General features: G+C 59.2%; 16 protein-coding genes. 8 read left to right on the top strand and 8 right to left on the bottom strand.

The window, feature by feature from the left end; translation table 11 throughout:
• The first annotated feature begins 4 nt into the window (after positions 1-4).
• Positions 5-988: a site-specific tyrosine recombinase/integron integrase gene (xerA, locus tag PMW67_RS04860; protein WP_118256648.1), complete on the top strand. Its 984-nt coding sequence runs from the start codon at positions 5-7 to the stop codon at positions 986-988.
• Here the strand turns inward: xerA and PMW67_RS04855 are convergent.
• A complete protein-coding gene (locus PMW67_RS04855) occupies positions 957-2,054 on the bottom strand; it encodes a restriction endonuclease subunit S (protein ID WP_271738889.1) in 1,098 nt (365 codons plus the stop codon). The two genes, xerA and PMW67_RS04855, sit on opposite strands and share 32 nt — an antisense overlap.
• Before the next feature lie 144 nt (positions 2,055-2,198).
• On the opposite strand from PMW67_RS04855, the gene PMW67_RS04850 reads away from it, so the two are divergent.
• From PMW67_RS04850 to PMW67_RS04835, 4 genes are read left to right on the top strand one after another with little or no spacing between them, the layout of a single operon-like run.
• Positions 2,199-3,698 carry a type I restriction-modification system subunit M gene (locus tag PMW67_RS04850; RefSeq protein WP_271738887.1) on the top strand — a complete coding sequence of 500 codons (1,500 nt, stop codon included), beginning with the start codon at positions 2,199-2,201 and terminating at the stop codon, positions 3,696-3,698.
• A complete protein-coding gene (locus PMW67_RS04845) occupies positions 3,688-5,178 on the top strand; it encodes a type I restriction-modification system subunit M (RefSeq protein WP_271738886.1) in 1,491 nt (496 codons plus the stop codon). Before PMW67_RS04850 ends, PMW67_RS04845 begins: the two co-directional genes overlap by 11 nt.
• Before the next feature lies 1 nt (position 5,179).
• Complete coding sequence (locus PMW67_RS04840; RefSeq protein WP_271738916.1) at positions 5,180-6,304, top strand: restriction endonuclease subunit S; 1,125 nt, start codon at positions 5,180-5,182, stop codon at positions 6,302-6,304.
• Positions 6,297-9,209 (top strand): type I restriction endonuclease subunit R, encoded by a 2,913-nt coding sequence (locus PMW67_RS04835; protein WP_271738885.1) that lies wholly within the window; start codon positions 6,297-6,299, stop codon positions 9,207-9,209. Before PMW67_RS04840 ends, PMW67_RS04835 begins: the two co-directional genes overlap by 8 nt.
• Positions 9,210-9,434: 225 nt before the next feature.
• Here PMW67_RS04835 and PMW67_RS04830 read toward each other — a convergent pair whose 3' ends face one another.
• Positions 9,435-10,169 (bottom strand): 3'-5' exonuclease, encoded by a 735-nt coding sequence (locus PMW67_RS04830; RefSeq protein WP_271738883.1) that lies wholly within the window; start codon positions 10,167-10,169, stop codon positions 9,435-9,437.
• Between the two features lie 258 nt (positions 10,170-10,427).
• On the opposite strand from PMW67_RS04830, the gene PMW67_RS04825 reads away from it, so the two are divergent.
• On the top strand, positions 10,428-10,553 hold the full coding sequence (locus PMW67_RS04825; protein WP_255360338.1) for a hypothetical protein: 126 nt from the start codon (positions 10,428-10,430) through the stop codon (positions 10,551-10,553).
• Positions 10,554-10,624: 71 nt separating this feature from the next.
• On the opposite strand, the gene PMW67_RS04820 is transcribed toward PMW67_RS04825, so the two are convergent.
• A complete protein-coding gene (locus PMW67_RS04820; RefSeq protein ID WP_271738881.1) occupies positions 10,625-11,305 on the bottom strand; it encodes a DUF4143 domain-containing protein in 681 nt (226 codons plus the stop codon).
• Between the two features lie 841 nt (positions 11,306-12,146).
• On the opposite strand from PMW67_RS04820, the gene PMW67_RS04815 reads away from it, so the two are divergent.
• On the top strand, positions 12,147-13,145 hold the full coding sequence (locus tag PMW67_RS04815) for a hypothetical protein (protein ID WP_117773414.1): 999 nt from the start codon (positions 12,147-12,149) through the stop codon (positions 13,143-13,145).
• A 479-nt stretch (positions 13,146-13,624) separates the two neighbouring features.
• On the opposite strand, the gene xdh is transcribed toward PMW67_RS04815, so the two are convergent.
• From xdh to PMW67_RS04790, 5 genes are all read right to left on the bottom strand, one after another.
• Entirely contained in the window at positions 13,625-16,402 is a 2,778-nt protein-coding gene (xdh, locus tag PMW67_RS04810; protein ID WP_271738878.1) for a selenium-dependent xanthine dehydrogenase, read from the bottom strand.
• 12 nt (positions 16,403-16,414) lie between these two features.
• Positions 16,415-16,894: a 4Fe-4S binding protein gene (locus tag PMW67_RS04805; RefSeq protein WP_271738876.1), complete on the bottom strand. Its 480-nt coding sequence runs from the start codon at positions 16,892-16,894 to the stop codon at positions 16,415-16,417.
• Between the two features lie 11 nt (positions 16,895-16,905).
• Positions 16,906-19,905: a putative selenate reductase subunit YgfK gene (gene ygfK, locus PMW67_RS04800; RefSeq protein ID WP_118256659.1), complete on the bottom strand. Its 3,000-nt coding sequence runs from the start codon at positions 19,903-19,905 to the stop codon at positions 16,906-16,908.
• Positions 19,906-20,055: 150 nt separating this feature from the next.
• Positions 20,056-21,411: a putative aminohydrolase SsnA gene (gene ssnA, locus PMW67_RS04795; RefSeq protein ID WP_271738873.1), complete on the bottom strand. Its 1,356-nt coding sequence runs from the start codon at positions 21,409-21,411 to the stop codon at positions 20,056-20,058.
• A gap of 196 nt (positions 21,412-21,607) precedes the next feature.
• Positions 21,608-23,002 carry a uracil-xanthine permease family protein gene (locus tag PMW67_RS04790; protein WP_161144905.1) on the bottom strand — a complete coding sequence of 465 codons (1,395 nt, stop codon included), beginning with the start codon at positions 23,000-23,002 and terminating at the stop codon, positions 21,608-21,610.
• Positions 23,003-23,353: 351 nt separating this feature from the next.
• Between PMW67_RS04790 and PMW67_RS04785 the strand changes: the two genes are divergently transcribed.
• Positions 23,354-24,010, top strand: coding sequence for a helix-turn-helix transcriptional regulator (locus PMW67_RS04785; protein ID WP_271738872.1), 657 nt, complete (start codon positions 23,354-23,356; stop codon positions 24,008-24,010).
• Positions 24,011-24,152 lie beyond the last annotated feature (142 nt).

Genomic DNA, 24,152 nt, shown 5'->3' with positions numbered 1-24,152 from the left:
CACCATGGATCTCACGAAAACGGCTAGAGAAATTACCCGTCTCATGCTCCCCTACCTGACCACGCAGCAGAACCGCCAGCTCAAAAAGGTTTTATCGCACTGCCTTTTCGATGAAAGCCAATTAGCTGAAGACTGCGGCGACGGTGAAAGCGAATCATTCCTGGATCTTTTTCTGTCTGCAAAACGCCTCGAAGGCTGCTCGGATAGGACCATCTCCTACTACGAAACCACCATCAATAAAATGCTTGAATCATTCGATACACCAGCTTGCGACCTGGGAACCGAAGAGATTAGGTCCTATCTTTCCGACTATCAGCAAAAAGCCGGCGTCAGTCGCGTCACCGTCGACAATGTCCGAAGAATCATCTCAAGCTTCTACTCATGGCTCGAAGACGAGGACCATATCATTAAGAGCCCGGTTAGACGCATTAAAAGAGTCAAGGCTCCGCAACCCATAAAGGAAACGTATAGCGATGAAGTCGTTGAGATTCTTTGCGATAACTGCGGGTCGCCCCGAAACCTTGCCCTGATCGACCTGTTGCGCTCCACGGGCATGCGTGTGGGCGAACTTGTCTCGTTGGACAGGAGCTCCATCGACACCATCAATCGTGAGTGCATCGTACACGGCAAGGGAAATAAGGACCGCATCGTATATTTTGACGCAAAGACTAAAGTCCATATTGAGAATTACCTGTCAACCCGAATGGACAGCTCGGAAGCACTCTTCGTATCGAGCAAGGCGCCACACGAGAGGCTACAAATTGGCGGCGTCGAGGCGCTGCTTAGAAAACTGGGGCGCGAGCTTGATTTAGGAAGGGTCCACCCTCATAAGTTCAGAAGAACGCTTGCTACAAAGGCAATCGACAAAGGAATGCCCATCGAACAAGTCCAGGTGCTCCTTGGCCATAAAAAAATAGACACCACATTAAGGTACGCGATGGTCGACCAGCGCAACGTCAAAGCATCCCACCGCAGGTACCTAACTTAAATTTCGATTTGTCGACCTGAAGCACGAAGTCGGTGAACTCCTCCTGGAGTTCGAGCGGGGGAACTATAATGCTCGTCCTTCCAATTACGTTTAGATGGAGGTGTTTTACAGCAATCCCCTTAACGCCGCCTGTAAATTGGTCCTGCACTCTTGCGCTTTTTAGTTGTTCTCGTAGGAATACTCCATCAAGAATGTCGCGACGGTATTTGAGGACAGCGAGACTTTCGAATAGACCGATTGGAAAATCGACATCGACAATAGCCGGCATACCAAGTGATCCACTTTTTGTAAGAAGCACATCGCCGATTTGGGTTTCACAACGTTTTTGAATGGACTCATATTCATCCGTGCTTATATGCTTGATGTCGCTGAAATCTAGCTTGCCATCTGATGTGACATTCTTCGCAGAAATGAATGCAATTCCAGCTTCTTGATATTGGGGCGTTTTATGGGTGCCATCAGTAATTTTCGTGCATGCTTGCGAGAGGGGAATCAGCGGAAACTCTTTCTCGGAAAATATTTCGACAAATTGTGATTTGACGACATCATCGCAGGCTTTGAGCAGCTTGCGATAATTGCGCCGAACGCTTTGCGCTGCCCAGAGAATGGTCGCGATTTGTTTCTGGTCTTCAATCGACGGAAGCTCAAATACATAATCGGCAAGGGTCGACCAGTTGATAAAGAAGTTCGTTGAACCGTGCCTGTTTTCCTGTGCATAGTTCCAAAATCTGTCGTTCTGAAGCACCCAAGGCAGGTACTCATTCGACAGGACGCTCTCATCGGCAGTCTCAAGAACGAACGTCTTCTCCGAGCAGACGCCAGCGAAGTCGACCCTTGAGGCCTTCCTGAGATGAGGGTTCCTGGATACGAGGAGGAAGTCGCCGGGCTTAAAGGCGTAATAGAACATGGGGCCGATGGTGCTTCCGGCTATTTCGCCTCGTCCAGCAAGATCAATTTCACCAGATTCAAAATGCTCTCCGGCAACGTAATACAAGAGATTCGTATCGTAACGGTCAGCTCTCGTCTGACAGCGCCTGATGACCTCGGACAGTTTCACCTTCGTCATGCCGCGTACCCCCAGCAGCTAAATTGTGATTTACAGGCGCAGGATGTCTGAATGGGAGGCGATGCTCAGCTCATTTATCTCGGCAAATATGACGGTATAATCACAAGAGCTGTAATTTGTATTTTTGAGCTCATAGGTACCTGAATGACTGAAGAACCGATAAGTAAATCCGAGCTGGGAAACCACTTACTCGGAGCCTGCGATATCCTGCGTGGCCCCATCAACCAGGACGAGTACAAGAGCTACATCACACCGTTGCTCTTCTTCAAGCGCATCTCCGACGTCTACGACGAGGAGACCACCGAAGCTCTAGAGATGTCGGACGGAGACGAAGACTACGCCGCCCTGCCCGAAAACCACAGCTTCGCGGTGCCGGACGGCTGCCATTGGCAGGATGTGCGCAACACCGGCGCAAACGTCGGCAAGGCAATCGTAGACGCCATGGTAGGAATCGAACGAGCCAACCCCGATACCCTCAGCGGCCTCTTCAGTAGCTTCGACGATGCGAGCTGGACAGACAAAGGCAAGCTCTCCGACGAGCGCCTGAAGGACCTCGTCGAGCACTTCTCAGCAAAGAAGTTCGGCAACAGAAACTACAGCGCCGACATGATGGGCGACGCCTACGAATACCTGATCAAGAAGTTCGCCGACATGCAGAAGAAGAACGCCGGCGAGTTCTACACCCCGCGCGAAATCGTCAAGATGATGGTCTCCCTGCTTGAGCCGAAACCTGGCGAGACCGTCTATGACCCCGCCTGCGGCACGGGCGGCATGCTCATCGAAGCCGTGCGGCAGATGGACAACTCCAAGCTCGCCTACGGAAAGCTCTATGGCCAAGAGAAGAACCTCAGCACGTCCGCCATAGCGCGAATGAACCTGTATCTCCACGGCGCGAAGGACTTCCGCATCGCCCAGGGCGACACCCTGCGCGAGCCCGCCTTCCTTGCCGGGAACACCCTCAGGTCGTTCGACTGCGTCCTCGCCAATCCGCCTTTCTCCCTTAAGAACTGGGGGTCCGCAGAGTTCTCCTCGGACCCATGGGGCCGCAACATCTGGGGTGTCCCCACCGACAAGTCGGCAGACTTCGCATGGGTGCAGCATATGGTCTGCTCCATGGACGAGAAGCGCGGTCGCTGCGCCGTAGTGCTGCCCCAGGGCGCACTGTTCCACGGCGGCAAGGAGGGTGCCATCCGCAAGGAGCTGCTCAAGTCAGACAAGGTCGAGGCAGTGATCTCGCTCGCGAGCGGCGTCTTCTACAGCACCGGCGTCTCCGCCTGTGTGCTGTTCCTCCGGAATGACAAGCCTCCGGCGCATCGGGGCCGCGTCTGCATCATCGACGGTACCGAGATCTTCACCGCCCAGCGCGCGCAGAACATGATCTCGGAGGAGAACGCTCAGGAGATGCTCTCCCTCTACCAATCCTACGAACCCGTCGTAGAGAAGTGTGCCATCGCGACGCTCGATGAGATAGAGCGCGAGGGTTACGTGCTCTCGGCGAACAATTACGTCGAAAGAAGGCGCGAGGAGATCGAGCCGCCGGCGGAAACCAGGAAACGTTTCTACGACCTCCTTCGCCAGACGAGGAAGTCCGAGGAGAAACTCCTTGAGCTGCTCTCAAAGGGAGGCTATGTCGATGGAGAGTAGAATCCCCCAGGAAGAACTGAACAACCATCTATGGAACGCAGCGGTTCTGCTGCGCACCTACATCGATGCCGGCTCGTACAAGCAGTACATATTCCCGCTGCTATTCTTCAAGCGCCTCTCAGATGTTTACGACGAGGAGACCGCTGAGGCATTGGAAGCCTCTGACGGAGATGCGGAGTTCGCCGTCCTTCCCGAGAACCACAGTTTCGCAATCCCGGACGGCGCCCACTGGTGCGATGTCCGGGAGACCACGGAAAACATCGGTAAGGCCATCGTGGGCGCCTTCCGCGCCATCGAGACGGCCAACGGCTCCAAGCTGCGTGGCATCTTCGGCGACGCCGCCTGGACTAACAAGAAACGACTTCCCGACCGCCTGCTCAAGGACCTCATCGAGCACTTCAGCGCTATAACGCTCTCCATCGCCAATTGCCCCGAGGACGAACTCGGCCAGGGCTACGAGTACCTCATCAAGAAGTTCGCAGACGACTCAGGGCACACGGCACAGGAGTTCTACACCAACCGCACGGTCGTCCACCTGATGACCGAGATTCTCCAACCCAAACCGGGCGAGTCCATCTACGACCCCACCTGCGGCAGCGCCGGCATGCTCATCTCCTCCATTGCCCACCTCAAACAGCACGGAGAGGAATGGCGCAATGTTCACGCCTACGGACAGGAGATCAACCAGCTATCCTCCGCCATCGGACGCATGAACCTATTCCTGCATGGCGTCGAGGACTTCGAAATTGCAAACGACGACACGCTGCGACACCCAGCCTTCCTCGAGGCGGGAAAGCTGCGCACCTTCGATATGGTGCTCGCCAACCCTCCCTACTCGATCAAGCAATGGGACCGCGAGGCGTTCTCGGCGGACCCCTACGGCCGCAACTTCCTCGGCACCCCGCCGCAGGGGCGGGCCGACTATGCCTTCATACAGCACATCCTCAAGAGCATGGACCCGAGGAGCGGAAGGTGCGCCATTCTTCTTCCCCATGGCGTACTCTTCCGCAACGAGGAGTCTGAAATGCGCGAGAGGCTTGTCAGGAGCGACCTCATCGAGGCCGTCATCGGACTCGGCCCCAACCTCTTCTTCAACTCGCCGATGGAGGCGTGCATCCTCATCTGTCGCAGCGTGAAGGTGCCGGAGAGGCGCGGGCGCATCCTGTTCGTCGACGCCTCGTCCGAGGTCACACGCAAGAACGCCCAGAGTTACCTCGAGGACGTCCACATCGAGAGAATAGTCGGCGCATACAGCTCGAACGAGGGCATCGACGATTTCTCGGCCTACGCGACGATCGACGAGATCGAGGACAACGCGTCCTCGCTCTCCATACCCCTATACGTAAAGAAGGCCGGCGACGCGGAGTCGGATGACCGCAGCATCAGCGAGGTCGTCTGCGGCTGGCAATCCGCGGCTGCGAGGGCAGCAGGCCTACTCGGCGACGTAGCAGCTAAACTCCGCAAAAGCGACGGTGAATAAAATGACACGAGTTCGTCTGGGCGACGTCGCCCGCGAGGTAAGAAAGAGGACTATCGAGGGCTCCGACCTTCCGACGGTTGGCCTCGAGCACCTAGATCCCGGTGAGGTCGAGCTGACGCGTTGGAACGAGGACGTGGAGACGACCTTCACAAAGGGGTTCGAGAAGGGTCAGGTATTGTTCGGCCGCCGCAGGGCCTACCTGCACAAGGCGGTCGTCGCGCCGTTCGACGGAGTCTGCTCGGGCGACATCACCGTTATAGCCGCCGGAGACGGGCTCTCGCCGAGGCTCCTGCCGTTCATCATCCAGAACGATGCCCTGTTCAAGCACGCCGTCGAGAAATCGGCGGGCTCCCTTTCGCCGCGCGTAAAGTGGCAAGGGCTCGCCGAATTCGAGATCGAGCTCCCGGGTATCCAGGCACAGGAGGGGCTTGCCGACGTCCTCTGGGCAGCCCAGGAGACAAGGAGACGCTACAAACGGCTCCTCGCCACCTGCGACGACGTCGTCAAATCACAATTTGTCGAGATGTTTACTTTGCAAAGTGATGGTGAGGTCGTAGCTCTTAGAGATTGCTGTGCATCGATTTGCGGAGGAAAAACGCCTTCAATGAAGCATCCGGAGTATTACGGAGGAAACGTTCCTTTCATTAAATCGGGAGATGTAAAAGATGACTCCGTGTCATCCGGGTCTCTTTGGCTAAGCGATACGGCATTGGAGGAGGCTGGAGTGAAGCTTATTCCCCAGAATTCGGTGCTGGTGGTTACCAGAAGCGCGCTTCTTCAACGAAAGGTCTCTACTGCAATATGCAACAAGACCGTGGCCATTAACCAAGATATCAAAGCATTCATTCCAAATGAGGAGTTCGGCGCTAATTACCTTCTTTGGGCAATAAGGTCGCATGAGCAGCGACTATTGGCTGGGGTCAGGAGCGTAAGTACAAGCGCTCTCGACTTTGACGATCTGTGTAGCTTGCCAATCAAGGTGGCTTCAAAAGAACGTCAGCAGAAGTTCGCCGACTTCGTCGCCCAGGTCGACAAATCGAAATTTGCCGTACAGCAGGCACTCGACGAATTGAATGCGACAACGAAGAAAATTTTGAACCAGGAGTTAGGACTCGGAGATGTTTAACGAGGACAACACCGTCGAGCAAATGAGCGTCGAGGCGCTTGCCAGCCTTGGCTGGAGATACGTTGCTGCCGAAGACCTCCCGCGCCGCCATGCCGACGTCATGGTCGAGCCCATGGTCAAGGATGCCCTCATCAGGCTCAACCCAGAGATCGCAGAAGACCCTGACCGCGCCGATGAAATCATCTACCAACTCAGGGCTCTCGTTCAATCTGCAAGCCCGCAGAACCTGGTCTCCACCAACGAGCGGTTCAAAAAGTTCGTCTTCGAGGAGAACTCATTCCCCTACGGCAAAGACGGTCGCATGGTTCCAATCCGTTTCTTTGGCACGGCGGCGGACGGTGATCTCGACAAGAACGAGTGCATCATCACCAACCAGTGGGTCTATCCCCAGGAACAAGGTGGCAAGCGCCTAGACCTGGTCCTTCTTGTCAACGGATTCCCACTCGTCATTGGCGAGTTCAAGACGCCGGTACGCGATTCGATAACCTGGCTCGACGGCGCCGGCGACATCGCTAAATATGAGAAGAGCATCCCGCAGATGTTCGTCTGTAGCGCCATCAACTTCGCCAGCGAAGGAAAATGCTATCGCTACGGGTCGGTGAACATGCCTCCCGAGATGTGGGGACCCTGGCATGAGGGCGACAAGAAGAGCGAGGGCACACTTGCCGACGTCAAGAGAAGCATGGCGTCCATGCTAACCCCCACGAACGTCATGGACATTTTCCAGTTCTTCACGCTCTTCGCCACCGACAAGAGGCATCGACGCATCAAGCTGATCTGTCGCTACCAACAGTTCGAGGGCGCGAACCTCATCGTGGACCGCGTCCGCGCAGGATACCCGAAGCGTGGCCTCATTTGGCATTTCCAGGGCTCAGGAAAGTCACTGCTCATGGTATTCGCCGCCCAGAAGCTGCGCATGGTCCCCGAACTCAAGAACCCGACCGTCGTCATCGTGGATGACCGAATCGACCTCGAGACCCAGATTACGGGGACCTTCAACGCATCCGATATCCCCAACCTCGCAAGCGCCGGCAGCAAGGAGGAGCTTGAGTCCTTCTTCAAGCAGGACATGAGAAAGATCCTCATCACCACCATCTTCAAATTCGGCGAGGTTGCGGGGACACTCAACGACCGTGAGAACATCATCCTCATGGTCGACGAGGCGCACCGCACCCAAGAGGGCGACCTCGGCGAGAAGATGCGACTCGCCTTGCCAAACGCTTTCTTCTTCGGCTTGACCGGCACGCCCATCAACCGAACCGACAAGAACACGTTCCACACCTTCGGTGCCAAAGAGGACAAGTCCGGCTACATGAGCCGCTATTCCTTCGCCGACTCCATCCGCGACCACGCCACATTGCCGCTCCATTTTGAAACTGTTCCCGTCGAGCTCCACGTCAACCAAGAGGTCGTGAACGCCGCCTTTGACGAAATGACCCGAGACCTCAGCAAAGAGGACAAGGCGGAACTTACCAGGCGCGTCAAGATCGAGTCCGTCATGAAGGCCCCCGACCGCATCCACAAGGTATGCGAACACATCGCCAAGCACTTCAAGTCAAAGGTTGAGCCCGACGGCTTCAAGGCGCAGGTAGTCTGCTACGACCGAGAGTGCTGCCTGCTGTATAAGGAGAAGCTCGACAAGCTCTTGGGCGCTGATGCGGTCGCAATCGTCATGGACACGAACAACGACAAGGAAGACCGCTACAAGGCATACCGTCGAGATCGCGATGCCGAAGAAAAGCTCCTTGACCGTTTCCGCGACCCGGACGATCCGCTCAAGATTCTCATCGTCACTGCAAAGCTGCTCACGGGGTTCGATGCGCCCATCCTGCAAACTCAGTACCTTGACAAGCCCTTGCGCGACCACACGCTGTTGCAGGCAATCTGTCGAACCAACCGCGTCTACAACGACAAGAAGACATTCGGTCTCATTGTCGACTATATCGGCCTCTTCGACAACGTCGCCAAGTCTCTGCACTTCGACGAGGCCGAGGTGAAGAAGGTCATAACCAACATCGACGAGGTAAAGGCCGAGCTACCCGGGCTTATGCATTGCTGTCTTGAGTACTTCTCAACGGTCAAAGACCGCCGCAGCGCGGATTGGGAGTCCCTTCTCGAAGCTCAACAATGCCTGCCAACGACAAAGGTGAAAGACCAGTTTGGGGCCGACTTCTCGGTCTTGAACAGAGCGTGGGAAGCCCTTTCGCCCGACCCATGTCTCAATCCCTACAAGCCCGATTTCATCTGGCTCTCGCAGGTCTACGATTCCGTGAGACCGGTAGACAATCGCGGGAAGCTCATCTGGGCAGCGCTCGGGCCCAAGACAATCGAGCTCGTGCACGAGAACATCACCGTCGAGAGAGTCCGAGACGATGACGACATCCTTGAACTCGACGAGGATATGATCGAGCACTTCATCAACGACAAGAGCAATACCGAGAAGATCACGCGTAAGCTGGAGATAGATCTCGTCGCCCGAATCCGCAGGCACGATAAGAATGGCAAGTTCCAGAAGCTCGGCGAGCGCCTGGAGGACCTGAGGGAGCGTCACGAGCAAGGTCTCATCAACAGCGTCGAGTTCCTCAAGATGCTCATCGACCTCGCCAGAGAGGCTCGAGCGGCCGAAAAGGAAGTCGTGCCCGAAGAAGAGGAGGACAAGGGCAAGGCTGCCCTCACAGAACTCTTCAATGGTGTAAAGAATGGGGACACGCCAATCATCGTCGAGAACATCGTCGGCGACATCGACGAAATCGTTAAGATCACCCGATTCGACGGTTGGCAGGCAACCACAGCAGGCGTCAAAGAGGTCAAGAAGCAGCTACGCGCCATTCTTTGGATGCGCTACAAGCTCAAAGACCAGGCTCTTTTTGATAAGGCGTATTCGTATATTGAACTCTACTATTAGGCAACAGAAGACAGGTCTCTAGGGACGCTCCGCATCAACCATTTCATCGGATGCGGAGCGTCCCAATTTGAACGAGCAACGTCTTGCGACGGGTGAACACTGCAACCCCCAATGGCCCGCTAACCCTTTCATAATCTGGTGGTTAAGTCTTCACTAGAAGCCATCCACACTTTGTAGTTAATTGATTCCCTCTTCGCAGACGAAAACGACAATGATGTCCGTACCCTATCTCCCCTCCGCTTTCAGTTTCAGCAGCAGGTCTCCCAGCTCGGGGCACTTGCTGGAAAGGTGCGTCTGGACTCGCTCGCCCATCCCCCACCGCTGGCGGACTTCCTGGGCGCACGGGCTCACGTGGTAGTCCCCGTCCATCACCTGCTTGAGCAGCTTGGCGGTCACGCGCGCATCGGCTAAGGCGCTGTGGGCGTGGCCCGTCGACTCGTCGAACTCGATGCCAAACCACGTTGCCGCGTCGCCCAACGAGACGCACCCGTGGCTGCCCACATCCATGATCGAGGTGTAAAACGCCTGCAGGTCAGCCCAGTCCGTAGGAAATGCGGAAAGGTCGATGTGCTTTGCCTGGCACTCGGCCAAAAGCTGTCGGCGATCCGTCCCGCTCCAGCAAACTATCTGGGCGGAGTAGCGACCGATCCAATCGTTGAGCCTTTTGATCACCACATAGAGCGGATCGGCCATCGCGGTGTCCACGGCTGATATCCCTGTAAGCTCGCAGACGGGGAACGCAACGCCTTCGGTAAATTCCGTCTGCACAAACTGCGAGAACTCGCCCATAACGTTGCCGTGGTAATCGAGCTTGACGGCGCCAACCTCGATAATCTCGTTGCGCAGTCCACGACGTTGGCGCTGCTTTGGCACCGGCGCAAACTCAAAGTCCAGCACAATCTGGCGCGCAAAGTTCGTCGTATCGACGGCCGAAATATCCGGCGTCTTTTTGTCTGGCACGGTCAGGGCCTTTCTCCGTCAACTGCCGCTCGTTACATAGGCGGCTACATTGTCGTAAGGATAGGAACCCGTGCGGACATGAAATCGCACAGCACGGCTTTCCGGCATCCTTGCGTAAAGCCACACTTTGAGAGAATCACGTCACTGTTATTATCGAACATATATTCGTATTTATAGCAGTACTTTGATAGAATTGCAGTTGTTGACGGCAGTTCCATGTGCCGGGCAGCGCCCTCCATGCGACGGGAGGTGATGCCCATGACCGATCTGACTGATTTCGTGAAGCTCCTGACCGCTTTGGTCTCGCTCCTCACGGCGCTTATCGGACTTACCGAGGCACTCAAGCAGCGTACGAAGCAGAAAAAGAGGGGTCGACGCCTCTAAGGCATTGACCCCTTAATCGAAGTAACGGCGCCGCCCAGCTCTTCACTACTTGGGCTGCCGTCGACTTTATTTTACCCGCGGACGCCAGGTCTAACAAATGGATTTTCGGTAATGGAAGCACAGCACGCCCGCAAAACCACTACGCCCCAAGTGCCGCCATGGGGATCACCGCCACGCCGTCGTCGCGTGTGTAGGCAATGCTCCCCTTTCCAACCACGACCGCCAAAAAACGACGGCGCGGCATTCTGGGCGGTAGGACTGGAGAGTACTTTCCTCTCCAGCGCCTTGAGATTTCTCGCTCCATCGTCTGCTTTCGCATCACTCAGCTTGACCTCGATGGCTCCCCAGCGCCCGTCGTGCTCAACGATCAGATCGACCTCAAGGCCCTTCTCATCTCGGAAATAATGGACACTGTTGTCGACACCGCCGTAGGTGGAAAGGAACACGCGCACGTCGCGCAGAACGAGGTTCTCAAAGAGCATCCCCAGCGTTTGCATATCGCCAAGCAGCCGCTCAGGGGTAGCCCCCAGCAACGCCGCCGCAAGTGACGGGTCGCAGAAGTAGCGCTTGGGGCGCACGCGAACGCGGGCCTTCGAGCGCATGGGCGGCTCCCATCCGCACAGGTCCTCGGTCAGCTTGAGCCTGTTGAAGAGATCCAAGTACGCAGCGATGGTCCTCTCGTCGGGGCCCGCCTCACCGTACGAGGCGTCCTTTATGAGCGTCTTGTACGTGACGGCCTGGCTCTCGTTCATGGCAAGAGCTCGCAAAAGGCCGTGTGCAAGCTCGGGCGATCATGCGATATACGAAATTACGCCATTTTCAATGCGGATTTTACGCTACTTCCAATGTAGTTTTTACGCCGTTGCGGATGTAGTTTTTACGCTATGTTCATTGAAGGTTTTACGCTTGGCATCCTTAGCGCGACGCTTGCTCAACCCCTGACCACCGGATTGCCCGAATTCCGGGATGCTGCCTCCGCTCCAAACAAAAGGCCCAGCTCGCGATGAGCTGCCTCCCATTTCTTGAACATTAGAAATGGGAGGCTTTCCACCCCATGTCTCTATCGGAAACGGCATCCCGTCCTGAGCATCGAATCCGGGACGTAGTTTCCGCATGCGGCTTCGTTAGGAAAGCATGTTCCACTCTGAGCGCTCATTCCGGGGTGCAATTTCCGCCAGAGACGCCGCCGGGAAAGCGCATCCCGGTTTGGAGCCGAAATCTGGGATGTAGTTTCCGCTTGAAGGGCGATCCGGAAAGCGCGTCCCATTCCGAGTGGCAATTCCGGGTCACAGTTTCCGCAGATACAAGGCGACAGTCCGCAGCCCATATCACATGCCTTCAAATATGCGATCCAGAAACGCAAAAACAGCAGATAGAATGCTCTTTTTCAAAAAGTACACGTACCGAAACTTACCCAGTCTTCATAACTTGCCACCGTTCACGGTCGCCGATTACCGCCCACCGATTCGGATGTAAAAAAGTCGCCGAAAACAGGCCATCTACCTGCATGGTTAGATTTTGGTCAGCTTTTGGTCAGCTGAGCGGCAAGTTGCGGCTGATACGTTTTTGCTACCCAAAAGGAGGCGGTAGCTCATGACCCATTGCAATGACCAACTCATCGACCAACTGCTCACTCAAGCCGAACAAGAGGGGCGCTGTCTGATTCCCCCGAGCACGGCAATCCGCAAAGCGCTCCTTCGGCGCACCGGCGGCACGGTTGTCTCGCCCATGCCGGGGCTGTTTGCGCGAAAAACGCGCTGGGATGGACTCAACCGGGCGCAGCGTCATTGCGAGATTATTCGCGCCCTTGCGATCATCCACCCTGATTGGACGTTCTGCTCGTTTTCGGCAGCTTGCCTGCTGGGGCTCGAGGTCTCGTGGCGACACCTGAACGTCGTGCATGTCTGCAGCGCCACCAAGCCGTCGGCTCGCCCGGGCGCACATATTCAGCGGCACCAGATTGAGCCGGCCGGAGCAATACGCAGAGCCGGCGTATCGGTAACACCGCCCATCCAAACGGCCACAGATTGCCTGCTGCAAACTGGTTTTGCCGACGGCATGTCCATTGCCGATTCGGCGATCTCAAAGCTCGGCCTTGCGCCGGAACAGCTGATGGAGGCCGTTGAGCAACGAGCGACTGCGCGCAATGGTCGCGCGATCCGCACCGCCCTCACAACGCTTCGATATGCCGACGCCCGCGCCGAGAGCGGCGGGGAATCGGTCGCCCGAGCCGTCATGATCGAGACAGGCTTTGCGCCCGACTGGCTTCAATACGAGCTGACGGACCCCTTCGATTCGGCCAAGCCCATACGAACGGACTTTGCCTGGGAGCGCCAGGCGCGGGAACTCACGCTGGGCGAGCTCGACGGGCTCATCAAATATACCGACCAGACCATGCTGGCCGGACGCACCACCGCCGAGGCGCTCGTTGCCGAACGACAGCGCGAGGCGCACCTATCGCTCTACGGTCACCCTCTGCTGCGCTTTACCATGAGCGAAGTCCGCTCGGCAGGACTGCTCGCGAAAAAGCTGCAGACGGCAGGCATCCGGCAGACCGCTCTGCCGGCATGGCTTAACGACGTGGAGCCGTAGGGGCCGCTGAGCTTATGCCCGCCTGCCTACCAAACCGGGATACGCTTTCCGGTTGAACGCCCAGCGGAAACTACATCCCGGAATAGACGCTCAAACTGGGATACATTTTCCGCTGAGGGCCGATCCGGAACCCGTGTCCCACTCCGAGCGTCAATTCTGGGATGAACTTTCCGCAGAGGGTTCAGCCGGAAACGGCATCCCACTCTGAAGCGAAATTCTGGGACGCAGTTTCCGGTTGAGGGCTGTCCAGGAAAGTGTGTCCCATTCTGAGCGTCGAATCCGGGATACGGTTTCCGTTTGAAGCCCCGTCCGGAAAGTACGTCTCATTCTGGAGCCGAAATCTGGGACGCAGCTTCCGCATGTGGAGGTGCTCCAAACAAAAGGCCCCGGCTCGCGATGGAGCTGGGGCCAAAGGTGCAGCATATGCAGTTGGTGTTGAGCGCGAACAGCCCGTCAGCAATGGCCGTCCGCGCTCTACTCTACCCGCGGTGACGAGCGCGGCTGTACGGCGTATCCACCATGGGCAGATCCGGACGCAGCTTGCCGTCGAATGCGCGGTAGGCGTTCTGCACGGCGGGCGCCGTGGGGATCGTTGCGATCTCGCCGATGCCCTTGCCGCCGTATGCCACGGGCAGCAGTTCGTCCTTCTCCACGTAGATGGCGTGGATATCCGGAATCTCGGGCGCACGGAACAGCCCGAGCGTGCCGTACCTTGCCTGGGGTACGCAGTCCTTAAGCGGCCAGTCCTCGGTGAGCGCATAGCCCATACCCATGAGCACGCCGCCTTCAATCTGACCTTGGATCGAGATGGGGTTGACCACCTTGCCGGAATCGTGCGCGGCATAGACCTCGCTCACGCGGCCGTCATCGTCCAGAATGACCACGTGCGTGGCAAAGCCGTAGCAGATGTGGCTCTTGGGATTGGGGACGTCGGCGCCCAGTTTGTCGGTCGGCTCCAGATACACGTAGCCAAACTCGCATCCCTCGAGCGCCTTGATGGCGGCCGCGGGATCCTGAGGATGCATGCCCTGGCCGGCGACGAGCTCCTGTGTGCGTAGCTGATAGGCGCGACCGTCGTCGTACTCGATCTTGACGCCGTCACCATGGGCGCTCACCGGGGCGGTAGGCGCAGGCTTGCCGGCCTCGACGCCAAGCATGGCATCGCGCAGCAGGAAGGCGGCGCCGCGCACGGCCTCGCCGGTCACGACCGTCTGACGCGAGCCAGACGTGGTGCCGGAGTCGGGAGCGTTCTCGGTAGAGCACTCGCCGTTGGCGATGCAGCTCAGCGGCAGACCGCACGCCTCGGCAACGTCCTGCAAAAAGACGGTGTTGCAGCCCTGGCCGATGTCGGACGTGGCGGCATAGACCACGGCGCGGCCATCCTCGATACGAATCTTGCAGCGACCGGCATCGGGCAGGCCCACGCCCACGCCTGCGTTCTTCATGGCGCAGGCAATGCCGGCGTGGCCGGGATGCGCGTAGTAGGCATCCTTGACCTCGAGCAGCGTCTCCTTAAGTGCCGTGGAGCAGTCGGCAATCTGGCCGTTGGGCAAAACCTCGCCCGGCTCGATGGCATTACGGTAACGAATCTCCCACGGGTCCAGGCCGACCTTCTCTGCCAGCAGGTCAATCAGGCTCTCGAGTGCAAACTCGGACTGGCAAACGCCAAAGCCTCGGTACGCGCCGGCGGGCGGGTTGTTGGTGTAGTAGCCAAAGCCGCGGATGTCGGTGTTCTGGTACTTGTAGGGGCCGACGGCATGCGTGCAGGCGCGCTCGAGCACCGGGCCGCACAGCGACGCGTAGGCGCCGGTATCAAAGTTGATCTCGCAGTCCAGACCGGTAAAGTTGCCCTCGGCGTCGCAGCCCAGCGTAAAGGTGCCGTCCATGGCGTGGCGCTTGGGATGGAACGCGAGCGACTCGGCACGCGTGAGCTTGCACTTCACAGGACGCTGGAGCTTATAGGCGGCGAGCGCGGCCAGGTGCTGGACCGAAACGTCCTCCTTACCGCCAAAGCCGCCGCCCACGAGCATGGTCTCGACGACCACGCGCTCGGGCTCATTGTCCCAGCCAAACATGTGGGCACACTCTTTGCGCGTGTCGTAGGCACCCTGGTCGGTCGACTGCACCTTGACGCCGTTCTTGTACGGGAAGGCGACGGCGCACTCGGGCTCCAAGAAGGCATGCTCGGTAAAGGGCGTGGTAAAGCGCTGCGTCACGGTGAACGCGCTCTCTGCCAGCGCCTTGGCGGCGTCGCCGCGCGTCACGTGACGGCTCTGGCACACGTTGTCCTTGAGCTCCACCGTGTTGCCAAAGGCAAAGAAACTGTCGTGCAGGCGCGGGGCGTCGGCAGCCCTGGCCTCGACAATGTTACGCACGGGCTCCAGCGGCTCGTAATCGATCTTTACGAGCTTCTTGGCCTTCTCGAGCGTCGCCTCGTCCTCGGCAACCACCAGCACAATGGCATCGCCCACGCAGCGGGTGATTTCGCCCTGGGCGATCATGACGTCCCAATCCTGGATAAGGTGGCCGACCTGGTTGACCGGCACATCCTCGGCGCGCAGGATGCCCACCACACCGGGCAGGGCCTCGGCCTTGGAGGTGTCGATGGAAAGCACACGGGCGCGCGGATACTTGGAGCGCACGGCGCTGGCATAGGTCAGGCCCGGCTGATCGAGCTCGTCGATGTCATCGGGGTACTTGCCCTCGCCGAGTACCTTCTTGCGCACGTCGATACGGAAGGCGCGCTTGCCCACGCCGTAGTCGTCGCCGCGCTCCAGGTCCTCGTCGATCTGCTTTTCGCCGCGGAGCACCGCAGCGGCCAGCGAAATGCCCTCAATAATCTTCTTGTAGCCGGTGCAGCGGCAGACGTTGCCGCGGATGGCGTACTTGATCTGCTCCTCGGTGGGCTCGGGGTCCTCGGCGATCAGCGCCGCGCCTGCCATGACCATACCGGGGATGCAAAAACCGCACTGCACGGCGCCCACGGCGCCAAAGGCGTACACAAAGGCCTCGCGCACGTCCTCGGGCAGGCCCTCGACAGTCACGATGTTGCGGCCGGCGGCAAGGGCGGTGGTCAGCACGCAGGCCTTGACGGCCGCACCGTCCACATGAATGGTGCAGGTGCCGCAAGCACCCTCGGAGCAGCCGTCCTTGGCGGAATGGATGTGCAGGTCGTCGCGCAGGTAGCGCAGCAGCGGTTTGTTTTGGGTCGTCGTGTGCTCGACGCCGTTAACGGTAAAAGTGAATTCCTGTGCCATGGTGATTCCCTTCTACACGCCGGCGGCGATGCCGGTGCGGTCGTGGATGGCGCCATGCGGGCAAACGACGGCGCACATGCCGCACGACAGGCAGTCCGCACCGTCGATGTGGGCACAGTTGTCCTCGATGCGGATAGCGCCGGCAGGGCATTTTTTGGCGCACATGCCGCAACCGATGCAGCTCGTGTCGCAAATCTTGCGGGCGATGGCGCCCTTATCGGTGTTGTTGCAGCGCACCAGGATGTTCTGGTAGCCGGGAACAAAGGCAATCACGCGCTGCGGGCACGCCATGCCGCACAGGCCACAGCCCGTGCACTTGGAGCGGTCCACGCGGGCGATGCCATCAATCAGTGCAATGGCGCCGTGGGGACAGGCCGTGACACAGGCGCCACAGTCAATGCAGCCTTCGCTGCAGCGGGCGTCGCCGCCTGCGGAGGCGCAACCGCTTCCGCAGGCAACGTAGGCCACGTTATGTTGAATGGATTTGGCCATAAGAGACTCGCCTATTTCTTAAGGAGATACGGATAGCTGTCGCGCACGGCCTTGATGGTCAGGCGGACGGCCTCGGGCAGACCGGTGTTGACGGCATCGACCGAGACGGTGCGGACCGTGCCGGCGACGCGGACCTTAAAGTGGTCCTCGTCCACGGCCAGGAAGCCCTCGTTCTCGGAGTTCTCCATGTCCTGATCGCTCCAGAACAGGGTGAGCTTGTCCTTGTAGGGACGACCCTCCTGGTAGGGGCAGAACACGGCGCAGTTGCCGCACTCGTTGCACATGCCGTCGATGTGGACGACCTGATGCTTGGCCAGGCCCGGCACCTTAATTGCCACGTTGGCGCGGTTGGGGCACACATCGCAGCAGACCTCGCACACCGAGCCGCAGCCCAGGCAGCGGGTCTTGGTGCAGTTGCGCTTGTCGCGGCACAGCGATCCCTTGCGCTCGTAGCAGGTGTCCTCGCGGCCGGCCTGCTCGTTGCAGTCGGCGTACTTGTTAAAGTCCACGCCGGCAATGGCACGGGCGACCTCGGCGGCGTCGGCGATAGCCTCGACCACGGTAGCGGGACCGCGGCGGCAGTCACCGGCAGCCCAGACGCCCTCGACGCCGGTGGAGGTGGCGGCAAGGCGGCCGCGACGGTCGTGCTCGACGCCCGCGGCGTCGTACAGGCTGGCATCGATGCCCTCGCCCACGGCGCAGATCACCGTGGTGGCGGAAAGCTCGACGGTCTCGCCCGTGGCGACGGGGCTGCGACGGCCGCTTGCATCCGGCTCGCCAAGTTCCATGACGTCGCAGGTCAGCACGGCGCCGTTGAGCGCCTTGGGCGCCAGCAGCTCGCAGAACTCAACGCCGTCGGCAAGAGCAAGATCGAGCTCTTCCTCGTCGGCGGGCATCTGCTTCTTGGTGCGGCGATACACCAGGCGCACGTTCTTCACGCCAGCAAGGCGCTTGGCCACGCGGGCCGCGTCCATGGCGGTATTGCCGGCGCCAATGACCACGACGTCCTTGCCCAGCTCGAGCTTCTCGCCCTTCTTGGCGGCCTCGAGGAACTCCAACACGTCGAGCTCGGCACCCTCGCCCAAACCAGCGGAACCGGGCATCCAGGCACCGGTGGCCACGACAACGTCGGTAAAGCCCTGGGCCTTGAGCTCGTCAATGGACTCCACGCGGGCGTTAAGCTGAACCTTGGCGCCAAAGGCCAGGCAGAGCTCGGCATCGTGGGAGATATCGTCGCTCGAGATGCGGAACTCGGGGATCACGTGACGGACCACGCCGCCGAGCGAATCGCGGGCCTCAAAGATGGTGACGGGCACGCCGGCACGCGTCAGGAAGAACGCCGTCGCCAGGCCGGCCGGGCCGCCGCCGATAACGGCAACGTTGCGCTCACCGTCGTTGGCGATAGCCTGGGCGCGCAGCTTGGGCAGCACGGCGGTCATGGCCTCGCGGGCGGCCTTGAGCTTGCTGGCGCGAATCTGGGCGCCCTCGGGCTCGTAAAATGCACGCTCGCAGGCACGGCCGCAGGGATGCGGGCAGATGGTGCCGGTAATGAACGGCAGGGCGTTGCGTTCGATGATGATGTTGAGTGCGTCCTCGTAGCGGCCCTCGTCAACAGCCGCCAGGTAGGCAGGAATATCCTGCTGGATGGGACAGCTCGTGCGGCACGGCGTGGTAAAGCAGTCGGAAAGCGGGCTCTTGCCGGCGACCTTGCGGTCGGGCAGCGGGCGCAGCGGCTTCTTATAGAGCGGGTTGGTGAGCGAGTCGGTCTGGATCGCGGTCACGGCCTCGAGAGAGACGCCCGCGAACGGCTTGCCATCCAGGTCGGTAAACTCGCCGGCCATCTGGCTAAAGCGCTCGTAGCCACCGGGCTTGAGCACGTCGGTCGCCAGGGTAACGGGCCAAATACCGGCATCGTACAGAGCGCGGATGTTGTAGACCGTGGCACCGCCGGAGTAGCTGATGCGCAGCTTGCCATCGAACTGCTCGGTAATGCGGCGGGCGGCCTCGATGGTCAGTGAGAACAGCGAACGGCCGGACATGTACATCTCGGTGGAAGGCAGCTCGTTCCTCGTCACGTCGACGGGGAACGTGTTGGTCAGCTTGACGCCAAACTCCAGGCCGCGCTCGGCGCACAGGGCAATCAGGCGCTCGAACATGGGCACGGCGTCGGCCCACTGCAGGTCCTCGCGGAAGTGCGTATCATCAAAGACGATGTAGTCAAAGCCCAGCTCGTTCAGACGCTGGCGGGCAAACTCATAGCCCAGCAGCGTGGGGTTGCACTTGATGTAGGTGTTGAGGCCCTTCTCGGTGATCAGATAGGTCGCGATGCGCTCGATCTCGGCGGGCGGGCAGCCATGCAGCGTGGACTCGGTGATGGAGTTGGACACGCGCGCCGGAATGGACTCGACAAACGCGGCGTCGACATGCTCAAACTTGTCCAGGTTGGCGAGTGCCCAGGCACGGCACTCGTTCCAGACGTCGGAGCCGCTGGCATCCTTCATGCCCTCGATGTAGGCGTCGACCTTGGGGCTCTTAATGCCCTCCAGGTCATAGCCCACCGACATGTTGAAGACAAAGCCGTCCGGGCTGCCCAGACCGTACTCGCGAGCGATCAGGTGGCAGGCAAACCATGCCTTCACGTACTCGGCAAAGGCCTGCGGAACCTCGAGCTCGGTCGACCATTCGCAGTTGTAGCACTCGTCCTGAGCCACGATGCAGGGCTTGTTGACGCACTTGGAGAGCTCCTCGCCGTCCATAACCTGGACGGTCTTGAGCTCAAAGAAGCGAGAACCGGCCACATAAGAGGCCACGATGTTCTGGGCCAGCTGCGTATTGGGACCGGCAGCCGGGCCAAACGGAGTCTCGATGCGCTCGTCAAAAATGGGAAGCGCACCCTCCTGGTTGGTCGTGACCATCTTACGCACGCCAAAGATGGCGTCCTGGGTCTTGTGCTCCTCGATGATCCAGTTCATCAGCTGCGAAAACGGGATCGGCCTCATGATGTCGCTCATAGTGAGCTCCTCTCTGTAACGCCCGGCGAGACCGCGCGGCGGGCGCAAATACGGTGTAGCGCTAGCACAGCGCCGGCGACCCCGCGGAGGCCGCCTATGCGCGCGTCGGATGCGGCGAAACATCCGACGCGCGCGAATCTCCAATTGGAATTAGTACACGCGATCGTTGAGCGTGCTCCAGAGCTTCTTGGACTCAGCCATGGTCCACGCGTTGATCTTGTCCTCATCGATACCGACGAACTCGCGATCCTTGTACAGGACGCGGCCGTTGATGATGGTGGTGCGGCAGTTTTTGCCCATCATGCCAAAGAGCATGTGGCCGTCGATGTTCTCCTCGCTCAGTGGCGTAAAGGGCTTGTAGTCCATGACGATGACGTCGGCGGCAGCGCCGGCCTCGAGCACGCCGAGCTTGCGATCGAAGTACTTGCTGGCCATCTTGGCGTTGTTTTCGAACAGCATCGTCATGGCCTCGCACCAGCCCACGTTGGGCATGGCGGCGTTGTGGCGCTGAATGATCAGGAAGACCTTGAGACTCTCGAGCATATCGTGGGTGTAGGCGTCGGTGCCCATGCACACGGGGATACCGCGGCGGAAGAACTCGAGCACGGGGGCGCAGCCCACGGCGTTTCCCATATTGGATTCGGGGTTGTTGACCAGCCAGGTACCGGACTCCTTGACGATATCCATCTCGGCGGGCGTCACATGGATGCAGTGGCCGAGCATGGTGTCGGGACCGAGCAGGTTGTGCTGCAGCAGGCGCTCGACGGGGCTGATGCCGCCGCGGTTGAGGCGGGAGTCCCACACGTCGTTCATGCCCTCGCACACATGGATGTGGAAGCCGGTCAGGCCGTTGTTGGCCTCGGCCATCTTATCCATGGTCTCGTCCGACAACGTAAAGGTGGCGTGACCGCCAAACATGGCGGCGATCATGTGGTTATCGTTATCGCGACGCTCCTTGGCGGCCCACTGGGCAAACTCGGCGTTCTCGGCAATAGCCTGGTCGCACTTTTCCTGACCACGGCGGTCGGAAACCTCGTAGCACAGGCACGAACGCATGCCCAGCTCCTGAGCGGCGTCCTTAATGGTAAAGAGGCTACCCGGAATCTCGCAGAAGCTTGCATGGTGATCGAAAATCGTGGTGACGCCATCGCGGATGGAGTCCAGAATCGTGGCATAGGCGCTTGCCTTGGTGCCGTCGAGCGTCAGGTTGTCGTCGATCTTCCACCACTGCTGCTCAAGATTTTCCAGGAAGTTGGTGGGGTTGCAGCCCTTAATGGCAAGGCCGCGGGCCAGACCCGAGTAGATGTGGGTGTGGCAGTTGATGAGTCCGGGCATGATGAGGTTGCCCCGGGCGTCGACGTACTCGGCATTCGGGTACTTGGCCTTGAGCTCGCGCTCGGGGCCCACTTCGACGATCGTATCTCCGTCAATAGCGACCGCACCGTTGGGAATGAACGGAGTCTGAGCGTTGCGGGTAAAGACGGAACCGTTAGCGACCAGAAGCATAAATGCTCCCTTCAACATCAGGGGCGGGGTTTGACACCTCTGACATGGCGGAAGTGCGAAGCGCCGGCCTACACCGGAAACGGGCCCTCTCCCGTCAACGCTTCACCAAAGGGACAAGCCCTTTGAAGTGCGGCTTGGCGCCGCATGGCGTCGGCGGACGAGGCGATGCGTCCGCCGACGAATAGCACCGAATTGGTTACTTCTTGCTCTCGGGCAAGACCAGATCCACGGCGGCATCCTTGGCGGCATCGATGTGCTGAGCCACGACCGGCGTCTGCGGAAGGATCAGGTTAAGGACAATGGCCATGATGGCGGTGGGGGTCACGGCGTTGGAGCCGATGACGGTGGACACCCAGGTGGGCATACCCTCGCCGGCAAGGCAGCCGCTGGCCATCCAGATACCCAGGCCAAAGACGACGGAGGTGCCGACGATGGTGGTGGTGCGCTGCGTGAGGCCCTCGCGGGTGAACATGCGCACGCCGTTCATGGTGATGGTGCCAAAGACGCCGACGGTCGCGCCGCCGATGACAGGCTGCGGGATGGCGGAGAGCACGGCAGAGAGCTGCGGGAACAGACCGGCGATGGCAAAGACGGCCGCGATGATCACAAAGACCCACTTGTTGACGACCTTGTTGGAGCAGATGATGCCCACGTTCTGGCCAAGGGCGCTGGTGGGAAGACCGCCCAGCAGGCCGCCGACCATAGAGGTGAGGCCCTGGGACACAATAGCGCCGGAGAGCTCGCGCTCGGTGGGCATACGGTCGATGGAGCCCAGGCAGGCAGCGGAGACGTCGCCGATAACCTGGATGGCAACCATGGGGAACACGACGGCGAGGGTAATGCAGACCTCGGGATCAAACTCGAGCGCGTAGGGCATGAGCTTGGGAAGAGCGAAGACCTGAGCGGTGGCGACGCTGGAGAAGTCGATCATGCCAAAGGGGATCGAAACGATCATGCCAACGATCATGCCAAAGAACACGGATCCCAGCTTGAGCGTGCCCTTGCCAAAGTTGGCGAGTGCGAAGACCACGGCGAAGGTGATAAGAGCGACGCACCATGCCTGCGGGGTACCCCACAGCGGCGTGCCCATGCCACCGGCCATGTACTTGACGGCCGTGGGATAGAGAGAGACGCCAATGGAGAAGATGACCGTACCGGTCACGACGGGCGGGAACAGCCACTTGATCTTGCTGTAGGCCAGACCAAAGAGGACAGCAACGGCACCGCCGACGATCTCGCCGCCCAGCAGCGCGCCAAAGCTAAAGCCCGAGGCGCCCATGGCCTGCAGGGCCGGGAGGAACGCGAACGAAACGCCCATGACGATGGGCAGGCCGCCGCCGATACGACGGAAGGGAGCGAAGGCCTGAAGGGCCGTGTCGATTGCCGAAAGAATGAGCGCGACCTGGATGATGTCGGTGCTCTGCTGGCTATTAAAGCCGTAGACGCCGGCCATGATGACAGCCGGGGTGATGATACCGGCAAACGAAGCCAGTACGTGCTGAAGGGCACACGGGATCATTTCCTTAACGGGAGGCATGCCTTCACGAGTGAACAGGGCTTCAGTGCCGTTCTTAACCGTCTCCTGGGTCATTTGACCACCAATCCTCGAAATAGTTGTTTTCGCATCTAACGCTCTATTGTGACGCAGTGCGGGGTTGAGGTTGTGCCTTCGTTGCATATCGTATTAAAGATGATTCTCATTCTCAATAATAATTTTTTGTTATCAGACTATTCTTCAGCTGAGATAACGCATTTCCGCAGGTCAGGAATGTGTCTGTTCAAAATAACATCTAACTTTTCTTTTGGTCGACCGTTTACCGCCAAATTTCTACCGTTCGTCTGTATTACGCAATGTACCTGCGGATATACGAGATGATGAGCAGCGTGTTACCATGATAAAAAATTGTTATGAACACTTCGATAGAACCCAAAGGAGTTGCCCGTGAACGAGACCGTACGTCGCTTTTTGCCGATGGTCGATTTCCTGGAGCAGGTACTCGGTAAGAACAGCGAGATCGTCCTGCACGATTTCTCGGATCCCGACCACGCCATCGTCGATATTCGCAACGGCATCGTGAGCGGCCGCAAGGTCGGCGGTCCCGCCACCGACCTGGCACTCAAGATCATGCACGACGCCAAGTATCGCGACCTGCCGTTTATTACGGGCTACGAGGGGCGCGGTGCCGGTGGCAAGACGTTGGAGTCGGCGACGTACTTTATCCGCGAGAATGACGAGATTGTCGGTATGCTCTGCGTCAACACCGATCTTTCCACGGTCCGTTCCATCAACGCCATGGCGCAGCAGCTCATGGCGTGCTTCGACGCTGCGCCTAGGCAGGCAGAGCCCGCGTCTATCGAGGTCGAAAGCCTTTCGGAGTCTACGCAGGAGCTCATCGACCGCAGTATTTCCGAGTTACTGAGCGCGCGCGGGCTGGATGTAGCGTCGCTTGGTCAGAGCGACCGCGTGGACGTCATTCGCCACCTCAACGGCAACGGGGTGTTCATGCTCAAGGGCGCCGTGGCCTGCGCCGCCACCGCGCTGGGCATCTCGGAGCCCAGCGTGTACCGCTACCTGCAAAAAGTCCGCAAGGAGGGCTAACGAGCAAAATGGAGCGCGGCTCCACAAGCGATTCGTCACTTGACAAAAGACCCTGCAGCTCGCACTGAACTGCGTCCCAAATCTTGGACGCCCTAAATAGCGACTAGGCCGCGAGGGCCTGATTCCGGAACTCCTCCGGGGT

The sequence above is a fragment of the Collinsella aerofaciens genome, assembly GCF_028209395.1.
GTDB lineage: Bacteria > Actinomycetota > Coriobacteriia > Coriobacteriales > Coriobacteriaceae > Collinsella > Collinsella aerofaciens_AZ.
This window is presented reverse-complemented; position numbering and strand designations above follow the sequence as displayed.